Below are 22,273 nucleotides of genomic sequence, written 5' to 3'. Positions count from 1 at the left end.
CAAATCTATATCAGTTCAACCAAAGAATGTTTACACTTACCACTCCGATGACAGAATAACCTTCCGATCGCTGTTATCCCCAGATTTTTTCTGTCCTCTCCGTTCTCATATAAAAAGTTTAGTTTAACTCATATAACTCCTTCTAATTCACTTGCCGTTGCTTCGAGCGTTTCAATACTGTTCACATTGTACAATTTTACGGTTTTATCTGTTTTTTTAATCAAACCGGTCAATACACTGCCAGATCCAATCTCGATGAACGTATCCACGCCTTGCTCAATAAGCCATGTCACACTGTCTTCCCATAATACAGGAGAATAGACCTGAGCTGTCAACAAATCCTGAACCTGTCCATCCTCTGCAGGTCTTGCAGTCACATTAGCGACTACAGGGACCGCTGCCGGTGAGAACGTAACGGTTTTCAGTTTCTCTGCCAGCTTCTCAGCTGCACCCTTCATCAATGAAGAGTGGAACGGACCGCTTACTTCCAATGCAATGGCGCGTTTACCGCCTGCTTCTTTCACTCGTCCCGCGACAGCAGCTACGCCCTCCTTCACACCAGAAATGACGATTTGTCCCGGACAATTAATGTTGGCAAGTTCAACCGCATGACCACTTTCAGATACGTCACGGCAAAGCACCCCCAGCGCTTCCCGATCCGCACCCAACACAGCAGCCATCGCTCCTTGTCCACCTGGTACTGCCTGTTCCATATACTGACCACGTGCCCGTACAGTGCTCACTGCGTCAGCAAACGAAAGAACGCCCGCTGCCACCAGTGCACTGTATTCTCCCAGACTGTGTCCAGCCGTATAGTCAGGCTGAATTCCTTTTTCTTTGAAAGCTTCAAGCAAGGCAATACTTGCTGTCAACAGAGCCGGTTGTGTATTTGATGTCTGTTTCAACTCGGTCTCCGGTCCTTCAAATACAAGGTTGCTCAGCGAGAAACCCAATGTTTCATCTGCTGTGCGAAAAATTTCAGTTGCCGCAGGCACGGACTCATACGCGTCCTTGGCCATGCCTACAGCCTGTGATCCCTGTCCGGGAAATACAAATGCTATTTTACCCATCTCATTCATCTCCCAGATGTCTATTTTACCAAACGAGTACCGATGCACCCCATGTCAAACCGCCACCGAATCCAACCATCAGAACGGTATCTCCGGCTTTCATGCGACCTTCCTCTGCTGCTTCTACCAGAGCCAGCGGGATGGAAGCAGCAGATGTGTTTGCATACTTATCCACGTTAACTACAACCTTTTCTTCAGGAAGTTCAAGTCGTTGCATCGCAGATTGGATAATCCGAATATTCGCTTGGTGAGGAACAAACAGATCCACATCCGTACGCTCCATGCCAGCCTTGCGTAATACCTCAATGGTAGCCGTCCCCATGACACGTACCGCAAACTTGAACACTTCACGACCGTTCATGTAGATGTAATGTTTTTTATTTTCAACGGTCTCTGCGGAAGCAGGCAGACGGGAACCGCCGCCTTCCATCTGAAGAAGACTACCGCCAGCACCTTCGGCACCGAGATCGAATGCTTTGAAGCCGCGACCTTCCGGAACTTCACCAACGACTACCGCGCCTGCTCCATCACCAAAAAGGACACATGTGTTGCGGTCTGTATAATCCGTAATGCGAGACAAGCAGTCTGCACCAATAACAAGTGCATTGTTGTACATACCGCTTTGGATGAAGCTCGTAGCACTAGCCAAACCGTATACAAATCCGGAACAAGCAGCCGACAGATCAAATGCCGCGGCACCTTTTGCACCCAATTTGTCCTGCAAGATGCAAGCTGTCGATGGGAACGAAGAATCCGGGGTAATGGTTGCAACAATAATCAGATCAAGATCACTGCCTGTCATGCCTGCAGATTCAAGGGCTTTAATAGCCGCTTCGTATGCCAGATCAGAAGTTGCCTGATCGGGTGCAGCGATGTGACGCTCTTTGATTCCAGTACGACTGACGATCCACTCGTCATTGGTATCGACCATTTTCTCCAGATCGCTATTTGTCAAAATTTTCTCAGGCACATATTTCCCTGTACCAATAACCCCTACTGGGCGCAAATTATTCATATCGTCACTCACTTCCCGCTAATTTCCTTAGATATGCTCTCTACCAGCTGATTCTGCACTGCAATCCGAGCTTGACGCACAGCATTTTTGATGGCATTGCCATCAGCAGATCCATGACTTTTCACAACCAGTCTACTCAAACCAAGGAGTGGCGCTCCGCCATGCTCCGTATAATCCAGCTTACGTTTCAACCCACGCAGCTCAGGCATTAGTACAGCTGCAGCCAGTTTACTTTTGAGAGAAGATGAGAATTGTTCCTTAAGCAAGGCGAAAATGGCACCTGCTGTGCCCTCTAGCGATTTCAGCAGGATATTCCCTGCAAAACCGTCACATACAAGCACATCACAAGCACCAGTCAGCACATCACGTGCCTCAACATTACCGACAAACCGAATTGGGAGTTGTTCCAGTAAAGGGTATGCATGTTTGGTTAACTCATTTCCCTTGCCTGGCTCTGTTCCTACATTGAGCAAGCCCACTCGTGGGGACTCAATGCCCTGTACTTTTTGCCGATACAAACTGCCCATCAGGCCATATTGTGCAAGGTGCTCCGGTTTGGCATCCATATTCGCTCCTAGATCCAGCGCAAGCACACCTACATCATCAATCGTTGGAATCATAGGCGCAAGCGCCGGACGTTCAATGCCTGCCATGCGACCTACAACAAGCAAACCCGCTGTCATGAGCGCTCCAGTATTGCCCGCCGAGATCATCGCGTCCGCTTCGCCCTCTTTCAGCATACGGCCTGCGACCACCATGGAGGCATCCTTTTTGCGACGCACTGCTTTGACGGGTTCATCATCCGAACCAATAACTTCGGAAGCATGCCGGACCGTAAGATTGGCAGGTCTAACACCTGACTGACTCAAAAGAGGTTCCAGCTTGGCTTCATCGCCGATCAGGACGATCTGTGTATCCGCCCATTCCGTGGCTGCGGCAATCGCACCTTCTACCGTTGATGCAGGTGCATTGTCGCCTCCCATGGCATCAATGACGATTTTCATTCCAAATGACCTCCTTCTCCGCTGTCTTCTCCACCTGAATGGTAGATTACAAAGTTGCCTTGAAACACCATTTCTTCACCTACATAAGTGAATACTTCCACTTTGGCTTTGCCCTTTTGACCCGGAATCGATCTCACATAAGCCTTTGCAATACATTTCTCTCCCAAATGAACCGAACGGACAAAGCGAATGTCTGCTGATGCAGTCAACGCGATCTCGTCATTAATAATCGCTACAGCCAAGGAGTTAGCCTGTGCAAAGACATAGTGTCCACGTGCAATGCCTGTTCTGGAAAACACGTGTTCTTCCTTAATCTCAAACAGGGAAATCCCGCTTTTATCCAGCTGTAGATCCACAATATCACCGATAATCTCATGCAAGGGCAACGAGCGTACCTGATCATACGAGAGCTCTGCCATCAGTTTCATGCGTTCCCGAAGTTCAGGTATTCCAAGTTCCAGCCTGTCAAGACGAATCGTCTGAATACTCACCTTCAATTGGCGTGTAAGTTCCTGATCCGTCACAAACGGGTTCTCTTCTATCATTTTGGTTAACTGCTGTTGCCTCTGTCTCTTCGGTACACGTTCGATGCCTGACACCCCCCGCTGTATCGTTTACGGAACCGTCCCGTCCGGCCAGTTCAACCATTCTTTCGTGTTGCTTCTATAGTTGCATCCCTGGTCACCAGGGTCGTTCTCAAACGGATTATGGTTCATCTATATGTAACGTCAAATCTTAGAACCTGGTACTAAACTATAGTATATCTCATCCCGTATCAAAAAGAAAGACTGGCCTAACAAAAACAATACACCCCTGTGAAGCACGGATTTCATGCCTGCCAACTCCCTCTATAGCCACCCTCTAATCCAAAAAAAGTAGCACCTCATCGAAATGAAGTGCTACTTAATGTCCAACTATTATTGAGAGATGATCTCTCTTGCTTTGTACGTTCCGCACACTTTGCACACGTGGTGACTAAGTTTAAGTTCGCCACATTGTTCACATTTCACCATGCCCGGTACAGCCAATTTAAAGTGAGTGCGACGTTTGTCGCGACGCGTCTTGGACGTTCTCCGTTGAGGTACTGCCATTATTCCCACCTCCTTATCAAAATCAACCTTTGCAGGTAGTTAGTATTTTGCATAATTCGATCTATACGCTTACGGGAACAAAATATGGACGAACTGAACCATTTCGATCCAATATTTTGCTGATTGAAAGTCGCTCTTTTGATTTATGCAAAATACCGCGTTGTTACAATGTTCGATTTTCAATCATGCTCATTTAAAAAAATCCTTGAGCCCTGCAAGCCGCGGATCGATAACCTGGTTATCACAACCGCAGTCACCTTCGTTCAGCTCATGGCCACACTTGGGGCATAACCCTTTGCATGTATCGCTGCATAGCGGTATAAACGGAAGATCCAGCAGAAAAGCTTCCTCAGCATAACCCTTCAGATCAACGCTATCTCCATCCACATAGAGCGTATCATCGTCTTCGTGTAATCCCTCTGGCTGTTTTCCCTGCTTGAATTGCTCATGAAAATCAATATGAAAATGTTCATTGATCGGCTTGAGACAACGGGAGCACAACATGTCCACTCCTATGGTCAGCTTGCCATGAACATCCACAACGTCACCTTCTCTGAATTCTGCAGATAAATCCGCAGTCAGCGGGGTAACGGCTGTGATATCTTGTCGGTTAGAAACCAGTTCCTTGATATCCCACTGTTCGTTAAACTTCAGCGGGCCATCACTGGTAGCCACTTTGCGAAATGGCATTAACATTTCCATCACTCCAAACGAAACCAATTTCATAATTCGTATCAAACGTATCACGACAGTTATACAGGTCAAGCCTTCTTTTGTAAAGCAGTAAATCCTGACTGTATGTATTCTGACGCTTCATCGTTAAAAGTATTATGAAATTGACTTAACAAACAAAAATCATTATACCGATTTTTCAAGACGTTTGTCAACACTTTTAACTTTACACCCTTTTTAAAACCAATGGCTCAGAACCGTTTACTCCATCTGGTCTATTATAGACTCACTTCAAGATAAACTACAAGTCGTCATTTTAGTTGTAGTTCCTTGCAAACATCGGTCACATTTCGTTAACGTTTAGTGTGATCTATATCACACAGACCTACTTGCTCCCTATCTATACTTGCTATAAACCGAGGCACGATCAGCTCCATGACCGATTTATTATCCAACTATTTCATATCATATCGGGAGGGAAAATATATGTTAAATGAGCACACAATTAGAATCATTAAATCTACAGTCCCCGTACTTGAAGTCCACGGCGAAGCGATCACACGCCACTTCTACGAAACGATGTTCACAGCTCATCCGGAACTGCTGAATATTTTCAATCATACAAATCAGAAACAGGGGCGGCAGCAAGCCGCCCTCGCCAATATGGTGTACACCGCCGCCCTTCATATCGATAATCTGTCCTCCATCTTGCCTGCCGTCCGGCAAGTTGCACATAAACATCGCAGCCTGGGTATCGTTCCCGAGCAATATGCGATTGTCGGCACCTATCTGCTTCAAGCCATCAAAGATGTGCTTGGAGATGCGGCAACGGATGAAATTATCACGGCGTGGGGCGAAGCCTATAATGTCATTGCAGGCGCCTTTATCGGGATCGAACAGGATATGTATACAGAAGCGAAAAACCAGACAGGTGGCTGGGAAGGATTCCGGACATTCAAAGTTGCCAAGAAAGTTCAGGAAAGCGAAGTCATCACGTCCTTTTATCTCGTTCCAGCCGATGGTCAGTCCATTGCCAGTTATGAACCGGGACAATACATCAGCATCAAAATCCAGCCAGAGGCACAGTCATTTACCCAGATTCGTCAGTATAGCCTTTCAGATGCCCCGGGTAAACCCCACTATCGCATTTCCGTTAAGCGTGAACGAGGTGTGTTAGAGCGCCCTGACGGAGTTATCTCGACGTATCTACACGATCACATTGAAGAAGGCAGTCAGGTGGAGATATCCGCTCCTGCTGGCGACTTCACGCTAAATGCAGACGATCAACGACCTGTTGTTCTCCTGAGTGGTGGTGTCGGTCTAACGCCCATGATCAGCATGTTAAATACGCTGGTTAACTTGAACGATAACCGTGCAATTACATTTTTACATGCAAGTCCGAATGGTCAATCTCACGCCTTCCGTGATCATGTGAACAGTCTGGCCGAACGTAATCAGGGCGTTAAAGCTTATTATTGTTATACTCAACCTGAGGGTTCTGATCGTACGAACAATCACTTTCATAAGGAAGGTTATATGGATGCGGCCTGGCTTCGTCAAGTGATCGATGAACTGGATTCCACTTATTATCTGTGCGGACCCGTTTCGTTCATGCGGGCAGTGTATACGGAGCTTCAGGCGCTTGGTGTTGCAGCGGACAACATTCATTATGAATTTTTCGGGCCCAAAGCAAGTCTTTCTCCCGCACCGGAAAGTGTCTAAACGTTGTGAAATGTGATTAGCTCCTAATGTATAAGTGTATAGGTACGTGTCCTATCCTGCTGATTTATCAAGGTGAAGAGGACGTTCGTCGATTATCAAAAATGTGTACTATACAATAGATTTGCAGGCACACAGTCTGACATCCGTTGATGTTGGATTTGTGCCTTTTTCTTGTCTGAATTGGTGCATGATTTGATCTAATACATGACATCCCCTATGATGGAATGGATGTTATACATACTCGGTTATCCAATCGAAAGGAGGACGTCTAATCATGAAAGCCGTAGGCGTCATTGTTGAATATAACCCCTTGCACAATGGGCATGTTTATCATTTGCAGGAAGCTCGGCGGCTAAGCGGCGCAGACGCCGTTGTTGCGGTCATGAGCGGCCCTTTTCTCCAGCGTGGCGAACCCGCCATCGTAGGTAAAAGGGCACGCACCGAGATGGCGCTGCACGCAGGCGCCGATCTCGTGCTTGAACTGCCGGTTGCCTACGCGGTCCAACCGGCCGAGTGGTTTGCCTTCGGTGCGGTCTCGCTGCTGCACCGCACCGGCATTGTGGACTCGCTCTGCTTTGGCAGCGAGTCCGGCGACCTGGACAGCCTGCAGCGCATTGCGCGCGTGCTGGCTGTGGAGCCCGCAGGGATGCGCGAGGACATCGCGCGCCGCCTGCGGGAAGGCGCCAGCTACCCCGCCGCGTACGCAGGCGCGGCGGCGGCGCTGGCGCCCGGCGGCGTCGATGCTCACGACGCCGCTGCACTGCTGGAGCAGCCCAACAATTCGCTTGGGCTGCACTACCTGATCGCGCTGCAACGACTTGGCAGCGCGATCCAGCCCTTTACGGCGGCGCGTACCGGTGCCGCGTATCATGAGGCGACGCCCGGGCCGGGGGCGATCGCCAGTGCTACAGCCGTCCGCCGCCTGCTGATGGCGGACGGACCCGATGCCGCCGCACCATACGTGCCGGCGACAACCCTTGCCATTCTGCATCGCGAATGGCAAGAAGGGCGCGCCCCCATACACTGGGAGCGCTTTGCACAGCCGCTGTTGCACCTTGCGGCCACCCGCCGTGCCTCTGAGCTGGAACGCATCACCGAAGTCACAGAAGGCCTGGAACACCGGCTGAGCCGTGCACTCGCTCAGCTCCCGGAGCCTTCAGTCGAAACACTCCTGAATGCACTGAAGACCAAACGTTACACACGCACCAAACTCCAGCGTATGCTCGCACACCTGCTCCTGAATCACACCAAAGCCGAGTGTTCACCAGAGCAATTGGCTGCCGGACCCGGATATCTCCGAGTCCTCGGATTTAATACTCAAGGACAGAGCCTGCTTAAACGAATGAAGAAGACTGCATCGCTTCCTGTTGTGCTGAAACCGTCGACGTTCACACACAATCAACTTGAACTGGATATACAAGCTCAGGTTGCGTACGGGCTCGCTTGCGAGCATAGGGACACACGGAGGATGTTCAGTGACTACTATGAGTCGCCTGTGAGACTGTAAACCGCTTTTGACCATAAGGCTTCATCTCTATGGAGCTTTTTATTCCATCATCAAACAGATCAGTGATATCCACTATTCGACACTCAACTATACAATTTCAAAAAATCCCCTTGCTGCACGCCACTCAGGCACCTCGCAACAAGGGGATTTCCTTATTAACTTCTATTGATCTTCTCAATCCCTTGATTACACTTCATTCCACTGTAATCAATTATTCGAATTCATCCGTACTTTATCCATCCGGTTCAACGTTGGCTCGATCTCTTCCCGCCCGATTATAACCTATGATTTCACGGACAAGGTTTTCAGGTAAGCCAGCGCATCTTCCACCGTGCTCACAGGCACAAGTTTCATTTTGGTGCCAATCTGTTCAGCCTTGGCTGCTGCTTCCTTATAGTTATCCTTCGGCACAAAGAAAATCTCGGCTTCTTTTCGGTCAGCGGCTACAATCTTGTGCACTACACCACCAATGGCACCCACCACACCGTCCTTGGTAATGGTGCCTGTACCCGCAATTCGATGACCCTTGGTCAGATCTCCAGGCGTTAACTGGTTATAGATCTCCAGCGTAAACATCAAGCCGGCTGACGGACCACCAACCTGAGTATCTGTGAAAGAGATCTGTTTGTTCGGGTCTTCAGCTTTCACCTTCTGAACCGCACCGATCATTACTCCGAGTCCCGAGCGGGCTTCACCCGTTTTACTGTCTTTTACCTGAATCAGTTTCACGTCCCGGCTAATGGTCTCCCCACCACGTTCCAGTTGCATTTCGACCGTATCTCCGACTTTTTTATCTTTTAACTGGGCAGAAAGCACCGTATTATCCGGCGTAGCTGTTCCATTCACTCCCAGAATAATATCGCCCGGAGCAATATCTCCTTCCGGTTTTGGGTCTTCGGACAATCCAAATACAAAGATATGTTCAGGTACAATAGAGTACGTCACACCAGCCTGCTCATATGCAGCCTCCATTGCGGAGGATTGTGAGTCACTCATGAACCACACCTGTTCGGCAGAGTATTCCGCTTCGCTTTTGCCGCGCAGTCGGTCTTCCTTTTTATCCACTTGAGCATTTTTATTGAACAGAGAGGTTCCTAGCAAAAACACATTGGCATATGTTGCCGACACGGTTGTCATCATGAACACACCGCGTTCTTCCTGGTCTCCACCCTTAACGGTTACCATTGGTTTTACTTCATCTGCACTGCCAGGCATATATATGATATACGGCGTTGGCATGTACACGGCAACATAGACGACCAGAGCCACCACGATCACAAAGATCGAAGCTCTGAATCCGCCAGATTTCCGAATCCGATTCATCGCATGAGCCTCCGTTCTTTGTATCTCTATAATAAGCGATCGTAATTCCATCCTGTTTAATCATTTTTTTCAAGTCTAACACTCTGGTCCTTGTGCATACAATGGTACAGGCCGGATAGGCCGCTGTATACAAAATCCTGTCCGGTCAAGGCCGAACCGCCCTTCGGGCGTTATTCGGCCGTCCATAATGATTCAGATGCCGAATCGGCGTTATTTGATATGAGGTGAAACGATGACAATACAGAGCGAGGTTAGAGACTCTGGCCCGTTACGAACGATACTTCTAAGTACTGGCGCTTTAGCACTGGTCATTGCAGTAGTCGCTTCCCCCAAAGAAGCGTTTGATGCCTCAATTCAAGGTCTGGATGTATGGTGGAAAATCATCTTTCCTGCCATGCTCCCATTCCTCATGTTATCCCAAATGCTCACTGCGTTTGGCTTCACTCACGCGATTGGCGCCTTACTCGGACCGTTGATGCAACGATGGTTCAGACTTCCAGGCAACGCAGGGCTGGCTATTGCTGTTGGCATGTGCGGCGGATTTCCCGCAGGAGCGGATGCGGTATCCCGTTTATTTCAGGATAGACAAATTACCGCCAAGCAGGCGGTTGTCCTTGCAGCAGCAGCTCATTTTGCCAATCCAATGATGATCATCCTGGTCGTGGGTGCTGCTTTTCTTCACCAGCCTGCTGCCGGATATTTCCTCTTAGTGGTTCACTGGATCAGTGGCTGGATCGCTGCCATCCTTGCAGTGCGTCTCCAGCCTGCACCGGGTAAGCGTAAAAGTCCAGATGGCTCAGCCGTCCAGGCAGAGAGCAGCTCTATTGATTCTCAGCCTGTAATTCCTGCAAGTTCCACAAGTCACTCCTCCATCCCTCACCACACTACGTTGAAACGACGCAATATATGGTCTGAGATGACACTTGCAGCCAGGGAGGCTCACCGTCGTGATGGAAGAGGATTTGGCAAACTTCTGGGTGACACCGTATCCCAGGCTGTGCAGACTCTGATGATGACCGGAGGGTACATGATCGGTTTCGCCGTATTTATCCGACTACTCTCCCTTTATCTGACTCCCGGGTCTTCTGCTGCGCTGTGGCCGGCCTTTTTCGAGCTACATTTGGGTACCTACCATTTGAGCCAAACTCCACTTACACCTGCCCTGCTGATGTCCCTGCTTGCAGCTGTTCTGGGATGGGGCGGTCTATGCTCCCATCTGCAAGTCTCTGCTGTCCTGAAAACAACTGGACCCGACAGCAAATCCATGTTTTACTTTGCCGGAGTTCGTCTGACTCATGGGATCATCGCCTTTTTGATCAGTCTGTTCCTCTGGATGCCGTTCAGCCAATACAGCACACAAGCCTGGACCACATTACAGACGAATGCAGACCAGGACCTGTCAACACCATTCAGTTGGCTACTCATACATCATCCAGACAACACATATACAATGAACACCATATGGAGCGCTTTTCCTGCTGCATGCATGGGTCTAGTGTTACTTCTAGCAGTCATGATTAGTCTATCGGGTCTTACCTTCTGGTTTAACCGCCGGTTTTCTCGCTGATTTTCTGACGTAGTGCAGCTTCCACTTCAGGTGATACAAGATCTGTTACATCTCCATGATAATGAGCGATTTCTTTCACGATGCTGGAACTTAGATACGAATATTTCGGGTTCGTCATCATAAATATCGTTTCCGCATCCGGGTTCAACTTGCTGTTGGTCGATGCCAACTGCAACTCATATTCAAAATCAGTTACCGAGCGTATACCGCGGACGATGACCTGAGCTTCCTTTTGCCGGACGTAATTGGCCGTCAGATCGCGGAAACTGTCCACCTCGACATTCGGTAGATGACGGGTTACTTCTGTGATCAATTCCTTGCGTTCCTCCACCGTAAACAGCGGATTTTTGCTCATATTGTTTAACACAGCCACAATGACGCGATCAAATTGCTTCGACGCCCTGGCGATAATATCCAGATGCCCCATCGTTACGGGATCAAAACTTCCAGGGTATACAGCGATCCGTTCCTGTCGATGTATCATTTCAGTCATGAGGAGCCTCCTCTTCCGGTGTAATGGATTCTCCATCTTCATCTGCTTCAGGCGCATAATAGTAGATGGATACCGCCGTCTCCCCATACAAAGCCTTGCGCGTTTGTTCAAACGGGCCGAATTGCTCAGGGTAATCATGTTTGGATTCATATTCAAGCACAATGGTTGCTTCAGGTTCCAGAAGTTCCAGTTCGTGCATGGTCAGCATCAACTCGTGCCCATTCTTCATGCGATATGGCGGGTCGAGAAATACCAGATCGAACGTTGTGCCTCGCTTTGCGAGTGCCTTCAATGCACGACCTGCATCATTACGGTATACAGCCGCTTGGTCTTCCAGCTTGGTCGCCTTCAGATTCATGCGGATGACTTCAATACTTTTCGATTCCAAATCAACAAAAACAGCCTTGTCCATGCCGCGGCTCAGCGCCTCAATACCGAGACCCCCACTGCCTGCAAACAGATCCAATGCTGTGCCGCCCTCAAAATAAGGACCAACCATGCTAAATAACGCTTCCTTCACCTTGTCGGTGGTCGGCCGCGTACCTGTGCCAGGGACAGCCTTCAGCGGTCTGCCTTTCGCACTCCCAGATACCACTCTCACTGACGAGTCACCTTTTCTCTATGTAAGTTTATTGATACGGCTATCGTACCACACTCGGGTTCAGTTTGAAAAATACTCGGTCTTCATTTGCCATGGAAAATTGTTGACGAATTGTTGGCGCATATGTATAAAAAGGAAACAATCGGGCGATTCTATAATTATCGACATCACAAGTGTCGTAGACAACCGCGGAGAAGACTTACGTTTCCCCATAAGCTCTTCGTCCGGTTTCTCCTCTCCCATGAAAAAGAAGCTCTCGAAAGAGGGCTTCTTTTTGTTGTCTATGTTTTCATTTATTTGGTTAGTTATACTTTTCTTCAAACTCACTTATTTCGGCTTGCTCTTCGGTCTGCAACCATCCAATCTCCCTAAGCCACATGCCCATATCTGCGATAAATTCATTTGTGTTTAGATGTTCAATCTTGTATTTCTGGATCTTTTCACCCAAAAAAGCATAAAACTCATGGCTTAACGCATACCGTTGTTTGCTTTTGCTTAATGTCTTATACCGATCCTCACTTACCACTAGATCAAAATAGATGACATTTTCCTTCTTCACATGCCTGACCGTCGATTTCCTCTCGTATCCTTCAGGAAGACACTGGAAAACAAAGAAGAGTTCAATATCAACTATTTGATATTTGCTTTCTACCTTATGAAATACGGGCTGCAGCTCATCCGCAAGATTGGCAACCTGCGTTAATCCTGAAGTATCTGTCTATTTGCCCAGGATCATTATTAAACTCCTCCTTGTTCAATATCAACATTTGTAATCAAACTAAAAAAGGTTGACTAGTGATGTAAACTTCGTCAACCTTTCCTACATTCATCTTTCTTGTGCATTACCTTAACTTAGCAAGACCATACTAATTCAGCTCTCGATGTTTCCGATTGGAAAGTCGCAAATTGATCAATGGAATGAGAAGTAAAACAACCGGCAAGAGAAAATTCATCGAACGTGTCTTAATCATCATGAAGGTAATGAACAGCACAGCGAGCCAGGTTATAATCTCAGTCACTTCATATTTGGTTAACGTAAGCTTGAATGCTTTTCTCGAAATGAAACGAATCAAAAAATAGGCGATCAAGCTATAGAATAGAATCATTCCCAAGATTGCAACAGTAATTATGAGGTACATATCCAACATAAAAATCTCACCCGACCCTTATAACATTTCCTTAATTTTACCATATAAGCAATAGGGTGTCATTCCAAATTCCAAACTCAGGCTCATTCAGAACTGGCATTTATGCTTTACTTCTCCTCGACAACAATCGTTGCATTATAGATCACAACACGTTTCCCATTGAGATCGAATAACACTTTATTCCCGTATTCCGTATCTTCGACGTCAATTTTGCCATCGTAGGTCTGAATCAATTCACCAGAATCACTATACACTTTAACGACCCGCTCCAGACCGCCCGAGTTATTGGACCTCATCGTTTTGAGTGCACGTTCACCTGAAGCGGTATTGAAATACCATATGAAACATCCAACTATGATGCCCAAGAAGACCAACACCGTCACCCATATACCTGTCTTTGCTTTTTTACTCATCTTGAACCCCCCCTTATGTTTCCTGTCTCGTACATTACGAGGTTGGAGAGAGAACGGTTTCATACAAAGCCTCCCAAGCTGTTCGTTGACATAACAAAACAGAGGCCTCCGATGAGCGAAGACCTCTGTTCTTTATAGAATACATTCTTTATTCTGTACGATTCTTTTACTTACAGTGCACGAATGACAAATTCAAATGTCAGTTCGCCGTCTGAAGGGATCAGGTATTCCGGATGAACCGGAGCACCCCAACTATCATCACCGCCAACACCCATTTGTTTACCTGCTACAGTCACGACCGTATAGTGCACAGGAGGCAATTCGTACGCATGTTGTGCGTTCTCCAGCTCAAATGCCGTATATGGTGAAACATTCAGCTCAACCGGAGTTCCGGATGCTTCAATTTTGAAGCCACGTCCCACGTTGTCTGTCAATTTGGCCCAACGTACGCCCGTACGGTTGCCTGATTCCTGTGGTACCAGATATGGAGCCATGGTATCAGCTACCTTGCTGCCGTGGATACCGAGACGTGCGCCAAATGCGCGGTCTGCATAGTTTTCTTCGGGTCCCATCGCAAGCCATTCCACGTTTTCGAAGTCAGGTGATGTTCTGAAGGACAATGCATGAATTGGCAGATTTGGCAATCCGGCTGTACCTTTGTACGTATTATGAACACGTACACTTCCATCTGCATGAACGGTATATACCACTTTTACTTGTACATCCTCCGAGATGTTGAGCTTGTACGTGAACTCGATCCGGTATTGATCCGGTTTCTGTTCCGCTTTCCACTCTACAGAACGTGGCATCAGGCTCGCTGCATACCAGGCGCCCAGTTCAAAGCCCATCGCCATACCTTTGTCATTATCCGTCATTGCACGCCAGAAGAGTGGTGCAGGTGGTACAGCAATCGTCTCGCGACCAGACAATTTCAGGGAAACCAGTGTCCCAAACTGTTTGGAGAACAGCACATGTGTCTTGCCGGCACGAACACCGATGTTAACGTCACCTTCGATAACTTGTACATCACTTACAAGGTTCAAGTCGACTTCAACTGCATCATTTACCTGATCCTGGGTGAAAATAAACTGTCCAAATGCCACTTCTTCGCCTTTGTCAGCCCACAGTGTAGCTTCTTTTAACACAAATGCAGTGTTCACAGCGTACTCGCCGCCTACCAGAGCTTCTGCACCAAGCGGAAGTTTCACTACCGTCTCGCTTTGGGCATCCACGTTGACTTCCAATGTTCCACGCAGCACTTCATGTCCCTCCCGCTCCAGGCTGTATACCAGTTCCAGCGCAGATGTATCTGCGAACAGATTACCGTTCACGATTTTAACACCTTCACGATCCGGGAACAGCTTGATGTTCTGGTACAGGAATTTAACCTCCTGCATTTTCGCAGTTACTTTACGGTCAGCATGGACGATACCGTTGCCACAGAACGAATAGTCTGATGGACGATCACCAAAATCTCCGCCATAAGCGAGGAATTCTTTGCCGTAACGATCTTTTTTGTAAATCGATTGATCGATGTAATCCCAGATGAATCCACCTTGATACATTGGATATTTGTCTTCCAACTCCGTATATTTGTGCATACCACCAATGGAGTTACCCATGGCATGCATGTACTCACAGCTGATATACGGCTTGGTCGGGTTTGCATTCAGGAATTCCTCAATGTCTGCCGGTTTGGCATACATGCGAGACTCCATATCACTGGTCTCATCGAAACGGCGATCATGGAATACACCTTCGTAATGTACCAGACGTGTTGGATCAGCTGATTTGAAATATTGGGATACTTTGTAGATGACTTCACCACCATGTGATTCATTACCACATGACCAGATCAGAATGGACGGATGGTTTTTGTCACGCTCCACCATGGATACAGCGCGATCCATAACGATATCATGCCATTCCGGTTTGTCCCCTGGAATAACCCATGAAGGCTCAACGGCGCCAAGCTTCTGCCAAGATCCGTGTGTCTCCAGGTTCATCTCGTCAATAACATAGAGTCCGTATTCATCACACAGCTCATACCAGAGACTTTGGTTTGGATAGTGTGACGTACGTACGGCATTCATATTGTTTTGTTTAATCGTACGAACATCCCACAGCATATCTTCCTTCGTAACCGCACGTCCACGACGCGGGTTGAACTCATGGCGATTCACACCTTTGAATACGATACGTTTACCGTTGATGTGCATTACTTTGTCGATCATTTCAAATGTACGGAAACCAACGGCTTGAGGAACAACCTCAACCAGTGTACCCGCAGCATCATATACACGAATATAGAGACGGTACAAGTATGGAATCTCTGCGCTCCACAGGTTCACTATGCCGATATCTTCACGAAGACTTACTTGTCCATCGTTAACTTTGGATTCAAACGTTTTAACGGTATTGCCTTCACGATCACGAAGTTCAGCCTCTACGCGCGCTCCTGCAACCGCATTTCCTTCCAGCTTCAGATCCACTTGCAACGTACCGTTAGTGTAAGACTTGTCCAGATCTGTGCGAACATGAACATCACGAACGTGTGCAGTTGGGACGGTATACAGATACACATCTCTGAAAATACCGGAGAAACGCCAGAAATCCTGATCTTCCAGCCAGCTGCCTATGCTGCGTTGATACACCTCAACCGCGAGTTTGTTCTCTCCATCCTGGAGGAATGGCGTCAGGTCAAAATCAGATGGCGTGAAGCTGTCTTCCCCGTATCCTACGAATTGTCCGTTAAGCCATACATAAAATGCAGACTCTACACCTTGGAAAGAAATATATACCGGATTCGACTCCCAACCTGTCGGCAGGTGGAATGTGCGAATGTAACTTCCAACCGGGTTTTTATCCTGTGGTAATGCCGGTGGACGAATGTCGTTCAAACCATCCCAAGGATATTGTGTATTTACATATTGAATCTGACCGTATCCTTGAAGTTGGATATGCCCCGGAACTTCAATATCATCCCAGCCTTCACTGGAAAAATCGGATGTATAGAAAAACTCAGAACGGCTGTCTGGACGAATCGCATAGTTGAATTTCCACGTACCATTCAGATCATAACGCATGGACATCGCGCCTGAACCTACAGCCTCATCCATCGTTTGGTAATAACGGTGATCGGAATAGGCATGAAGACGGTTCACCTCAAATACACTTACGTCCCCCAACCAGTTGATATCTGCCTTTGTTGCTTTCATCGGCTCTCTCTCCCTTTAAAACGTTATAGTTTGACTTATTCAAGGTTTACTCTGAATTTCCTTTTTGCTTTACATAAACAAAAAAGACAGAGGTACGCCATAACAGCGCCCTCTCTTCTTTCCTGCACCCGTCATTTGCACGGATTATGCTGTTTTCATTACTTCACTGAACCTACCATACCTGCAACAAAATGTTTCTGCATGATGAAGAAAACGATTGCTGTAGGTAGTGTTGCAATAACGATTGCTGTCATGATTACTCCGTAATCCGGAGAATAACCAGCACCGAGGTTCGAGATCAACAGTGGAATCGTTTGTTGGTCAGGTGTTTGCAATACAATGAGTGGCCACAGATAGTTGTTCCAGCTACTCATGAAGGTAATAATTGCTGCCGCTGCATATGTTGTTTTCATGGTTGGCATATAGATTTTCAGGAAGATCCCAAGTTCACTCAAACCATCAATACGTCCAGCTTCCAGCAAGTCTTTCGGGAACATTTTAGTGTTCTGACGGAAGAAAAAGATCAGGAACGCTGTTGCAATGGTTGGCAAGATCACTGCTGCCATGGTGTTAATACCGATAACCGGTGCAACTCCCGAGATTGTTGCAAACATACGATACAGGGGTACCATAATCGCTGCAAACGGGATCATCATGGATAACAACAGGATATTAAACACAATGTCACGAGACTTCGTGCGATATACCTCGAAGCCATAACCTGCCATGGAACCAATAAACAGTGCCAAGAGAGTGGAGACCACAGAGATAATCGCCGAGTTTCCGAGAGCCTGTACCAGATTCGTCGAATCAATCAGTTTGTTGAAGTTATCAATGAAAGCTGAACCCGGTAACAATCTGCCTTTCGTTACATCGACAGATGCATTTGTTGAACTGACCAGCATCCAGAAGAAAGGGAAAATGGATACAAAGGCGACGATGGATAGGAACACATACGTGAAAATCCGTTTTGCTTTAGCTTTAGCCATTTTTATTATCACCTGCCACTTTAAACTGGATGATGGACAATACAATAATCAAGATTACGATGGAATACGACACTGTTGCTGCATAACCGAAGTCCGGTGAATATTTGAACGAAAGGTTGTAGATGTATTGTGAAATCGACATGGTCGCATTACCTGGACCACCTTTGGTAATATTCATGATCTCATCAAAGATTTGCAATGTACCAATCGTTGATGTGATGGACGTGAAGAGGATAATCGGTTTAAGCAAAGGTACTGTGATTTTGAAGAATTGTGTAAAAGCATTCGCTCCGTCAATTCTTGCAGCTTCATAGATCGATTGATCGATGTTTTGCAGGGATGACAGATAGAAAATCATGTTATATCCGGTCCAACGCCAAGTAACGGCGATTATGATCGTAATTTTAGCCCAGAACGGGTCTGTGATCCATTGAATTGGATCGCCAATAATGTGCAAGCCCATCAGGAATTGATTTACCATTCCATCTGGTGCGAACAGATATTTGAATACAACAGAGTACGCTACCAATGAAGTTACACAAGGCAAGAAAATCGCTGTACGGAAGAAGCTCCGAAAACGTAGTGTGCTGTCATTCAGCAATACGGAAATAAACAAACCAAGAATAATCATTACAGGCACTTGAATAATCAAGTAGATAAATGTATTCGATAATGCTGTACGGAATGTTGTATCAACTAACAATCTTTTGTAGTTAGAAAGGCCCGAAAATTCAAGATTGGCTCCTACACCAGACTTGAACGATAAGAGCAGCGCTTGAATCATCGGGTAGAAGTAAAATGCAACAATCCCGACAACAGCCAGCAAAACAAAAGCCCATCCAGTCAAATTATTTTTCTTTTGGAGACTGTCTCCTGTATTCATGGCTTTCACAGTATGGCTCCTCTCTCTCCATGGAACATGGGTAGAACCCACGGAGCCTCTCGCCATATCCGGTTCGACTTGCGCCGGACGTGGGAGACGGCTCCGATGTTTCCTAGGGTTCTATAAGTTACCTTGGGTATCTTAGTTTAATTGTGCTTCAGCTTGTTTTTGTGCATCAGCCAGAACGTCATCGATTGATTTACCGTTCAGGAATGCTTGCATTTCTACAACCAGAATATCTTCAATGGCATAAGTGTTGATACCATAGTTTACGCTTGGAATTTCTTTCGTCCAATTCGCAAAGTCTGTGAAGATTTTTTGTCCGCCGAAGTACTCGTCTGCTTTGGCATACGCGTCACCATCAACTGCTGGTTTGTACGTACCAATTGCGCCGATGTTGTTCAACAGATCTTGATACAATTGTTTGTCAGAACCAAATGTTTTAGCTACAAAATCAGCTGCTTGATCTGCACCAGGAACGTTGTTCATAACATACCAAGAGCTACCACCCAAGTTGGATGCGTGAACAGAGTTTGCTTGACCAGCCATTTTCGGTATTGGAGCTACAGCCCATTTACCGGATTGGGAAGCTTCTTGACGTACAGATGGTGAGAACCAGTTACCTGTAGGAATTGTTGCTACGCTACCGTTATTGGCGTTGGCAACGAATTGACTCCAGTCAGAGTGCAATTTAACAATGTTGGCATCCATCATTGCTTTGTAAGTAATAAACGCTTCTTTCAGAGCAGCATTAGTTGCAATGTCAGGTGTTTTACCATCTTCTGCGGAATACCATTTACCTGCAGTTTGGATCATCATACGAATCAAACCAAGGTCATTCGGGTCAAGAGAAAGAAGCTCTTTACCTGTTTTAGCTTTTACGTCTTTACCAATTTGGATGTAGTCATCCCAAGTGATGTCTTGCAGGTCAGCTGCTTTGTAGCCAGCTTGCTCCAGCAGATCTGTTCTGTAGTACAAACCAGCAACGCCGGAGTCAAATGGTACTCCATATTGTTTGCCATCAAAAGCTGTTGGTCCGAGTTTGTAATCTGCAAAGTCGGAAGCCGTGATGTTGGAAGACAGATCTTTGAACGCATCAGGATATGCATTCAGGAAGCTTTGTGAACGATAGTCTTCAATCAGAACTACGTTTGGAAGACCGCTGGCAGTTCCGGAGTTAAGCCCCGTGTTCAGTTTCTGGATGATATCAGCTTGAGCGTATTCAATGATGTTGATTTTCACATCAGGATTTGCTTTTTGATATGCTTCTTTTGCTGTTTCCATTGCAGCTACGTTAAAAGCTTTGTCCCAAGCCCAGACTGTAATTTCGTTTGTTTTTTCGTCACCACCACTAGCAGAATTACCTCCGCCACCGGATGAACATGCGGACAACAGCAGTACTGTAACGAGCATCAATACCCACATTTTTTTCAAAACATTCAACTCCCCTTCGACCTCTTTGTGTGTAATTTGTTTACGTTTTCTGAAAGCGGTTGCTTTCGATGTATTCATCTTATCATTCCCATATCTTCATTCGTTAGTAATAATTTTGTACGGATTTGTCATCTTATTGCCACAATGAAAACCTTTACAGAAACCGTTTGCATTAAATTTGGCTTTTTGTAATTTCTTTTGATTTTGTAATTTCTTGATCTTGAAATAGTACAAATATGTATTTTACTTTACCTCTGACACGCGAAAATCCCCCGCCTCTGTAAAAAACAGAAGCGAGGGATCTCGATTTTAGTGTATTCAATCGAATCAGGTTTCGATTCAACTCGTGATTAAAGGCAGTGTAACGGTGACTCTCGTTCCTTCCCCAACCGTACTCATAATGGTGACACCATAAGGTGAACCATATAATAACTCAATACGGTCATGTACGTTGCGAATACCAATACCACTGAATAGTTGACGATTGTTCTTTGGATTGGGCAACGTTTCTCCCATGACAAGCCCTTCAATTCCATCACCATTGTCCATAATCTCACAGATGAGTGATTCTCCCGCTCTGGAAACCATGACATGAATTGTACCCATTTCTTTCTTGATGAATCCATGGAAAAATGCATTCTCAATAAACGGCTGTATGACCAGCTTCGGTACATGGTAATGTGTACAATCCGGAGCGACGTAGAAAGCTGCTTTAATCCGGCCTCCATATCTGACGTGATTAATGAAGACATAATTTTTCAAATTCTCGACTTCTTGTTCCACTGTAACGGTCTGACTCACATCACTAATTGTATTCTGTAGTAATCCGATCAGCGCATTAATGGTCTCCGCTGCCCTGTCCTTGTTACCTTGTTGCACCAGAACTTTGACAGAAGCAAGTGTGTTGTACAAGAAGTGCGGATTAATCTGACTCTGTAAAGCTGCAAGTTCTGCGTTACGTTGTTCATGCTGGGTCTGCACTAATTGATCCACATAATCATGCAACTCATCAAGCATGTAATTGTAAGCATGACCGAGCTGCCTGCTCTCGTAGCTTCCACTCACTGGAATATAGTTGTCCAGATCACTTTTCGTAATATTGGACATCTGCTTCACAAGTCTGCGCAGGGACTTGGTAATCTGGCTGGTGATGAGAAATACGAGAATAAGAGCCCCTACAACAATTGCTGCACAGATTAGGGCAACCGTCTTCATGTCGATGAGTTGACCCATCGCCAGATCCTTATCCACGACATTGACAATGTAAAACCGATAGAACGGTAAATACTCCGATAGAACAACGCTATCCTGATCCATCACACGAGCATTGATACTTCTCGGAGACGTTTTGTTCATTTCTCGGGCATAGGACAGCAAATCCAGCTGAGTTGTCCCAATCCAGTCTTCACGATTCGAAGATACAATCTCACCTTTTTCGTTCATAATAACCACGTCATTGCCTCGACTAGTAAAGCTGGCATAGAACTGACGGAACGCCTCTTCTCTCATCGTGACATAAAGTGTACCGTATATTCGGCTGCGGGTCCGATCCGTCAGTGCTTTCGTGGCAGAGATCATCTGCTGACTTCCGACCGTTGCATCGTTTTGGTAATCATCAAAGATAAGACGACTCGGCGTCTCAGCGGCTTCCACCGTGATCGGTTCATCTTTCAATTCATCCACTGACATCTCAAGGTGAGCACGATTGGTGGAATAACTCCGCCCATTGATCCCGATAATCGTTATCCCTACTTCATACGATTCCGTTATCGATTGAACGCGGTCCATCGTTTCCCGCATATTATAGAAGGATTTGGCCATCGTGAGGGAATCGGCATCACCTTCGGACAGGAATCCTCGGATCGATCCACTCTGCGTCACATTATTCGATACGGCAGCAATGGCCTCATTAAAGGATTCAAAATTTGTTTTGATCTGATTAAGCACCTTGGAATTTGTGATACTGAACGTCTCAGTAAACAGATTGGTTGACATGTGAATGGTCGTCCATAAGATGAGTACAGAAACGAGGACAATACTGACCACCATAACCAGAAACAACTTGGGAAACAATCCGAGACGAGATAATCTGTTCATCCATTTCTTCATGATCTTATCCTTCT

Annotated in this window: 20 protein-coding genes; 3 read left to right on the top strand and 17 right to left on the bottom strand. The window is 46.5% G+C overall.

The annotated features are described in order from the left end of the window. Positions 1-128: 128 nt before the first annotated feature. The 6 genes from fabD to MHB43_RS11810 all read right to left on the bottom strand — a co-directional run bounded on the left by fabD (position 129) and on the right by MHB43_RS11810 (position 4,876). Positions 129-1,070, bottom strand: coding sequence for an ACP S-malonyltransferase (fabD, locus tag MHB43_RS11835; RefSeq protein ID WP_221824202.1), 942 nt, complete (start codon positions 1,068-1,070; stop codon positions 129-131). 25 nt (positions 1,071-1,095) lie between these two features. Further along, entirely contained in the window at positions 1,096-2,085 is a 990-nt protein-coding gene (locus tag MHB43_RS11830) for a beta-ketoacyl-ACP synthase III (RefSeq protein WP_091034990.1), read from the bottom strand. Between the two features lie 8 nt (positions 2,086-2,093). Then, positions 2,094-3,089: a phosphate acyltransferase PlsX gene (plsX, locus tag MHB43_RS11825; RefSeq protein ID WP_047842458.1), complete on the bottom strand. Its 996-nt coding sequence runs from the start codon at positions 3,087-3,089 to the stop codon at positions 2,094-2,096. Beyond that, positions 3,086-3,634 carry a transcription factor FapR gene (gene fapR, locus MHB43_RS11820; protein ID WP_047842457.1) on the bottom strand — a complete coding sequence of 183 codons (549 nt, stop codon included), beginning with the start codon at positions 3,632-3,634 and terminating at the stop codon, positions 3,086-3,088. The genes plsX and fapR overlap by 4 nt, the downstream gene beginning before the upstream one ends. 372 nt (positions 3,635-4,006) lie before the next feature. Beyond that, positions 4,007-4,180: a 50S ribosomal protein L32 gene (gene rpmF / locus MHB43_RS11815; protein ID WP_017689233.1), complete on the bottom strand. Its 174-nt coding sequence runs from the start codon at positions 4,178-4,180 to the stop codon at positions 4,007-4,009. A 189-nt stretch (positions 4,181-4,369) separates the two neighbouring features. Beyond that, positions 4,370-4,876 (bottom strand): DUF177 domain-containing protein, encoded by a 507-nt coding sequence (locus tag MHB43_RS11810; RefSeq protein WP_221824203.1) that lies wholly within the window; start codon positions 4,874-4,876, stop codon positions 4,370-4,372. Positions 4,877-5,338: 462 nt separating this feature from the next. Between MHB43_RS11810 and hmpA the strand changes: the two genes are divergently transcribed. After that, the gene (gene hmpA / locus MHB43_RS11805; RefSeq protein WP_221824204.1) at positions 5,339-6,574 is read left to right on the top strand and encodes an NO-inducible flavohemoprotein; all 1,236 of its coding nucleotides are present in this window, start codon (positions 5,339-5,341) and stop codon (positions 6,572-6,574) included. A 274-nt stretch (positions 6,575-6,848) separates the two neighbouring features. Next, positions 6,849-8,081: a nucleotidyltransferase gene (locus MHB43_RS11800; RefSeq protein WP_339184014.1), complete on the top strand. Its 1,233-nt coding sequence runs from the start codon at positions 6,849-6,851 to the stop codon at positions 8,079-8,081. Positions 8,082-8,363: 282 nt separating this feature from the next. On the opposite strand, the gene MHB43_RS11795 is transcribed toward MHB43_RS11800, so the two are convergent. Next, on the bottom strand, positions 8,364-9,404 hold the full coding sequence (locus MHB43_RS11795) for a SepM family pheromone-processing serine protease (protein ID WP_221824206.1): 1,041 nt from the start codon (positions 9,402-9,404) through the stop codon (positions 8,364-8,366). A 232-nt stretch (positions 9,405-9,636) separates the two neighbouring features. Between MHB43_RS11795 and MHB43_RS11790 the strand changes: the two genes are divergently transcribed. Beyond that, the gene (locus tag MHB43_RS11790; RefSeq protein ID WP_405132026.1) at positions 9,637-10,971 is read left to right on the top strand and encodes a nucleoside recognition domain-containing protein; all 1,335 of its coding nucleotides are present in this window, start codon (positions 9,637-9,639) and stop codon (positions 10,969-10,971) included. On the opposite strand, the gene coaD is transcribed toward MHB43_RS11790, so the two are convergent. The 10 genes from coaD to MHB43_RS11740 all read right to left on the bottom strand — a co-directional run bounded on the left by coaD (position 10,949) and on the right by MHB43_RS11740 (position 22,259). Continuing rightward, the gene (coaD, locus tag MHB43_RS11785; protein WP_085981453.1) at positions 10,949-11,455 is read right to left on the bottom strand and encodes a pantetheine-phosphate adenylyltransferase; all 507 of its coding nucleotides are present in this window, start codon (positions 11,453-11,455) and stop codon (positions 10,949-10,951) included. The genes MHB43_RS11790 and coaD overlap by 23 nt on opposite strands. Position 11,456: 1 nt before the next feature. Beyond that, the gene (gene rsmD / locus MHB43_RS11780) at positions 11,457-12,065 is read right to left on the bottom strand and encodes a 16S rRNA (guanine(966)-N(2))-methyltransferase RsmD (protein ID WP_405132025.1); all 609 of its coding nucleotides are present in this window, start codon (positions 12,063-12,065) and stop codon (positions 11,457-11,459) included. Between the two features lie 301 nt (positions 12,066-12,366). Next, positions 12,367-12,624, bottom strand: coding sequence for a hypothetical protein (locus MHB43_RS11775; protein WP_405132024.1), 258 nt, complete (start codon positions 12,622-12,624; stop codon positions 12,367-12,369). Between the two features lie 307 nt (positions 12,625-12,931). Continuing rightward, positions 12,932-13,213 carry a hypothetical protein gene (locus tag MHB43_RS11770; protein WP_336761191.1) on the bottom strand — a complete coding sequence of 94 codons (282 nt, stop codon included), beginning with the start codon at positions 13,211-13,213 and terminating at the stop codon, positions 12,932-12,934. 107 nt (positions 13,214-13,320) lie between these two features. After that, positions 13,321-13,626 (bottom strand): hypothetical protein, encoded by a 306-nt coding sequence (locus MHB43_RS11765; protein ID WP_145319032.1) that lies wholly within the window; start codon positions 13,624-13,626, stop codon positions 13,321-13,323. 170 nt (positions 13,627-13,796) lie between these two features. Continuing rightward, on the bottom strand, positions 13,797-16,844 hold the full coding sequence (locus tag MHB43_RS11760; RefSeq protein WP_405132023.1) for a glycoside hydrolase family 2 TIM barrel-domain containing protein: 3,048 nt from the start codon (positions 16,842-16,844) through the stop codon (positions 13,797-13,799). Between the two features lie 158 nt (positions 16,845-17,002). Next, on the bottom strand, positions 17,003-17,833 hold the full coding sequence (locus MHB43_RS11755; protein ID WP_036609483.1) for a carbohydrate ABC transporter permease: 831 nt from the start codon (positions 17,831-17,833) through the stop codon (positions 17,003-17,005). Further along, positions 17,826-18,716, bottom strand: a complete 891-nt coding sequence (locus MHB43_RS11750) for a carbohydrate ABC transporter permease (protein ID WP_036610887.1) — start codon at positions 18,714-18,716, stop codon at positions 17,826-17,828. The genes MHB43_RS11755 and MHB43_RS11750 overlap by 8 nt, the downstream gene beginning before the upstream one ends. Positions 18,717-18,857: 141 nt before the next feature. After that, the gene (locus tag MHB43_RS11745; RefSeq protein WP_397376294.1) at positions 18,858-20,141 is read right to left on the bottom strand and encodes an extracellular solute-binding protein; all 1,284 of its coding nucleotides are present in this window, start codon (positions 20,139-20,141) and stop codon (positions 18,858-18,860) included. Positions 20,142-20,489: 348 nt separating this feature from the next. After that, positions 20,490-22,259 carry a sensor histidine kinase gene (locus tag MHB43_RS11740; RefSeq protein ID WP_339184005.1) on the bottom strand — a complete coding sequence of 590 codons (1,770 nt, stop codon included), beginning with the start codon at positions 22,257-22,259 and terminating at the stop codon, positions 20,490-20,492. Between the last annotated feature and the right edge of the window lie 14 nt (positions 22,260-22,273).

Origin of the sequence: Paenibacillus sp. FSL H8-0317, assembly GCF_045040685.1 — a bacterium.
GTDB lineage: Bacteria > Bacillota > Bacilli > Paenibacillales > Paenibacillaceae > Paenibacillus.
This window is presented reverse-complemented; position numbering and strand designations above follow the sequence as displayed.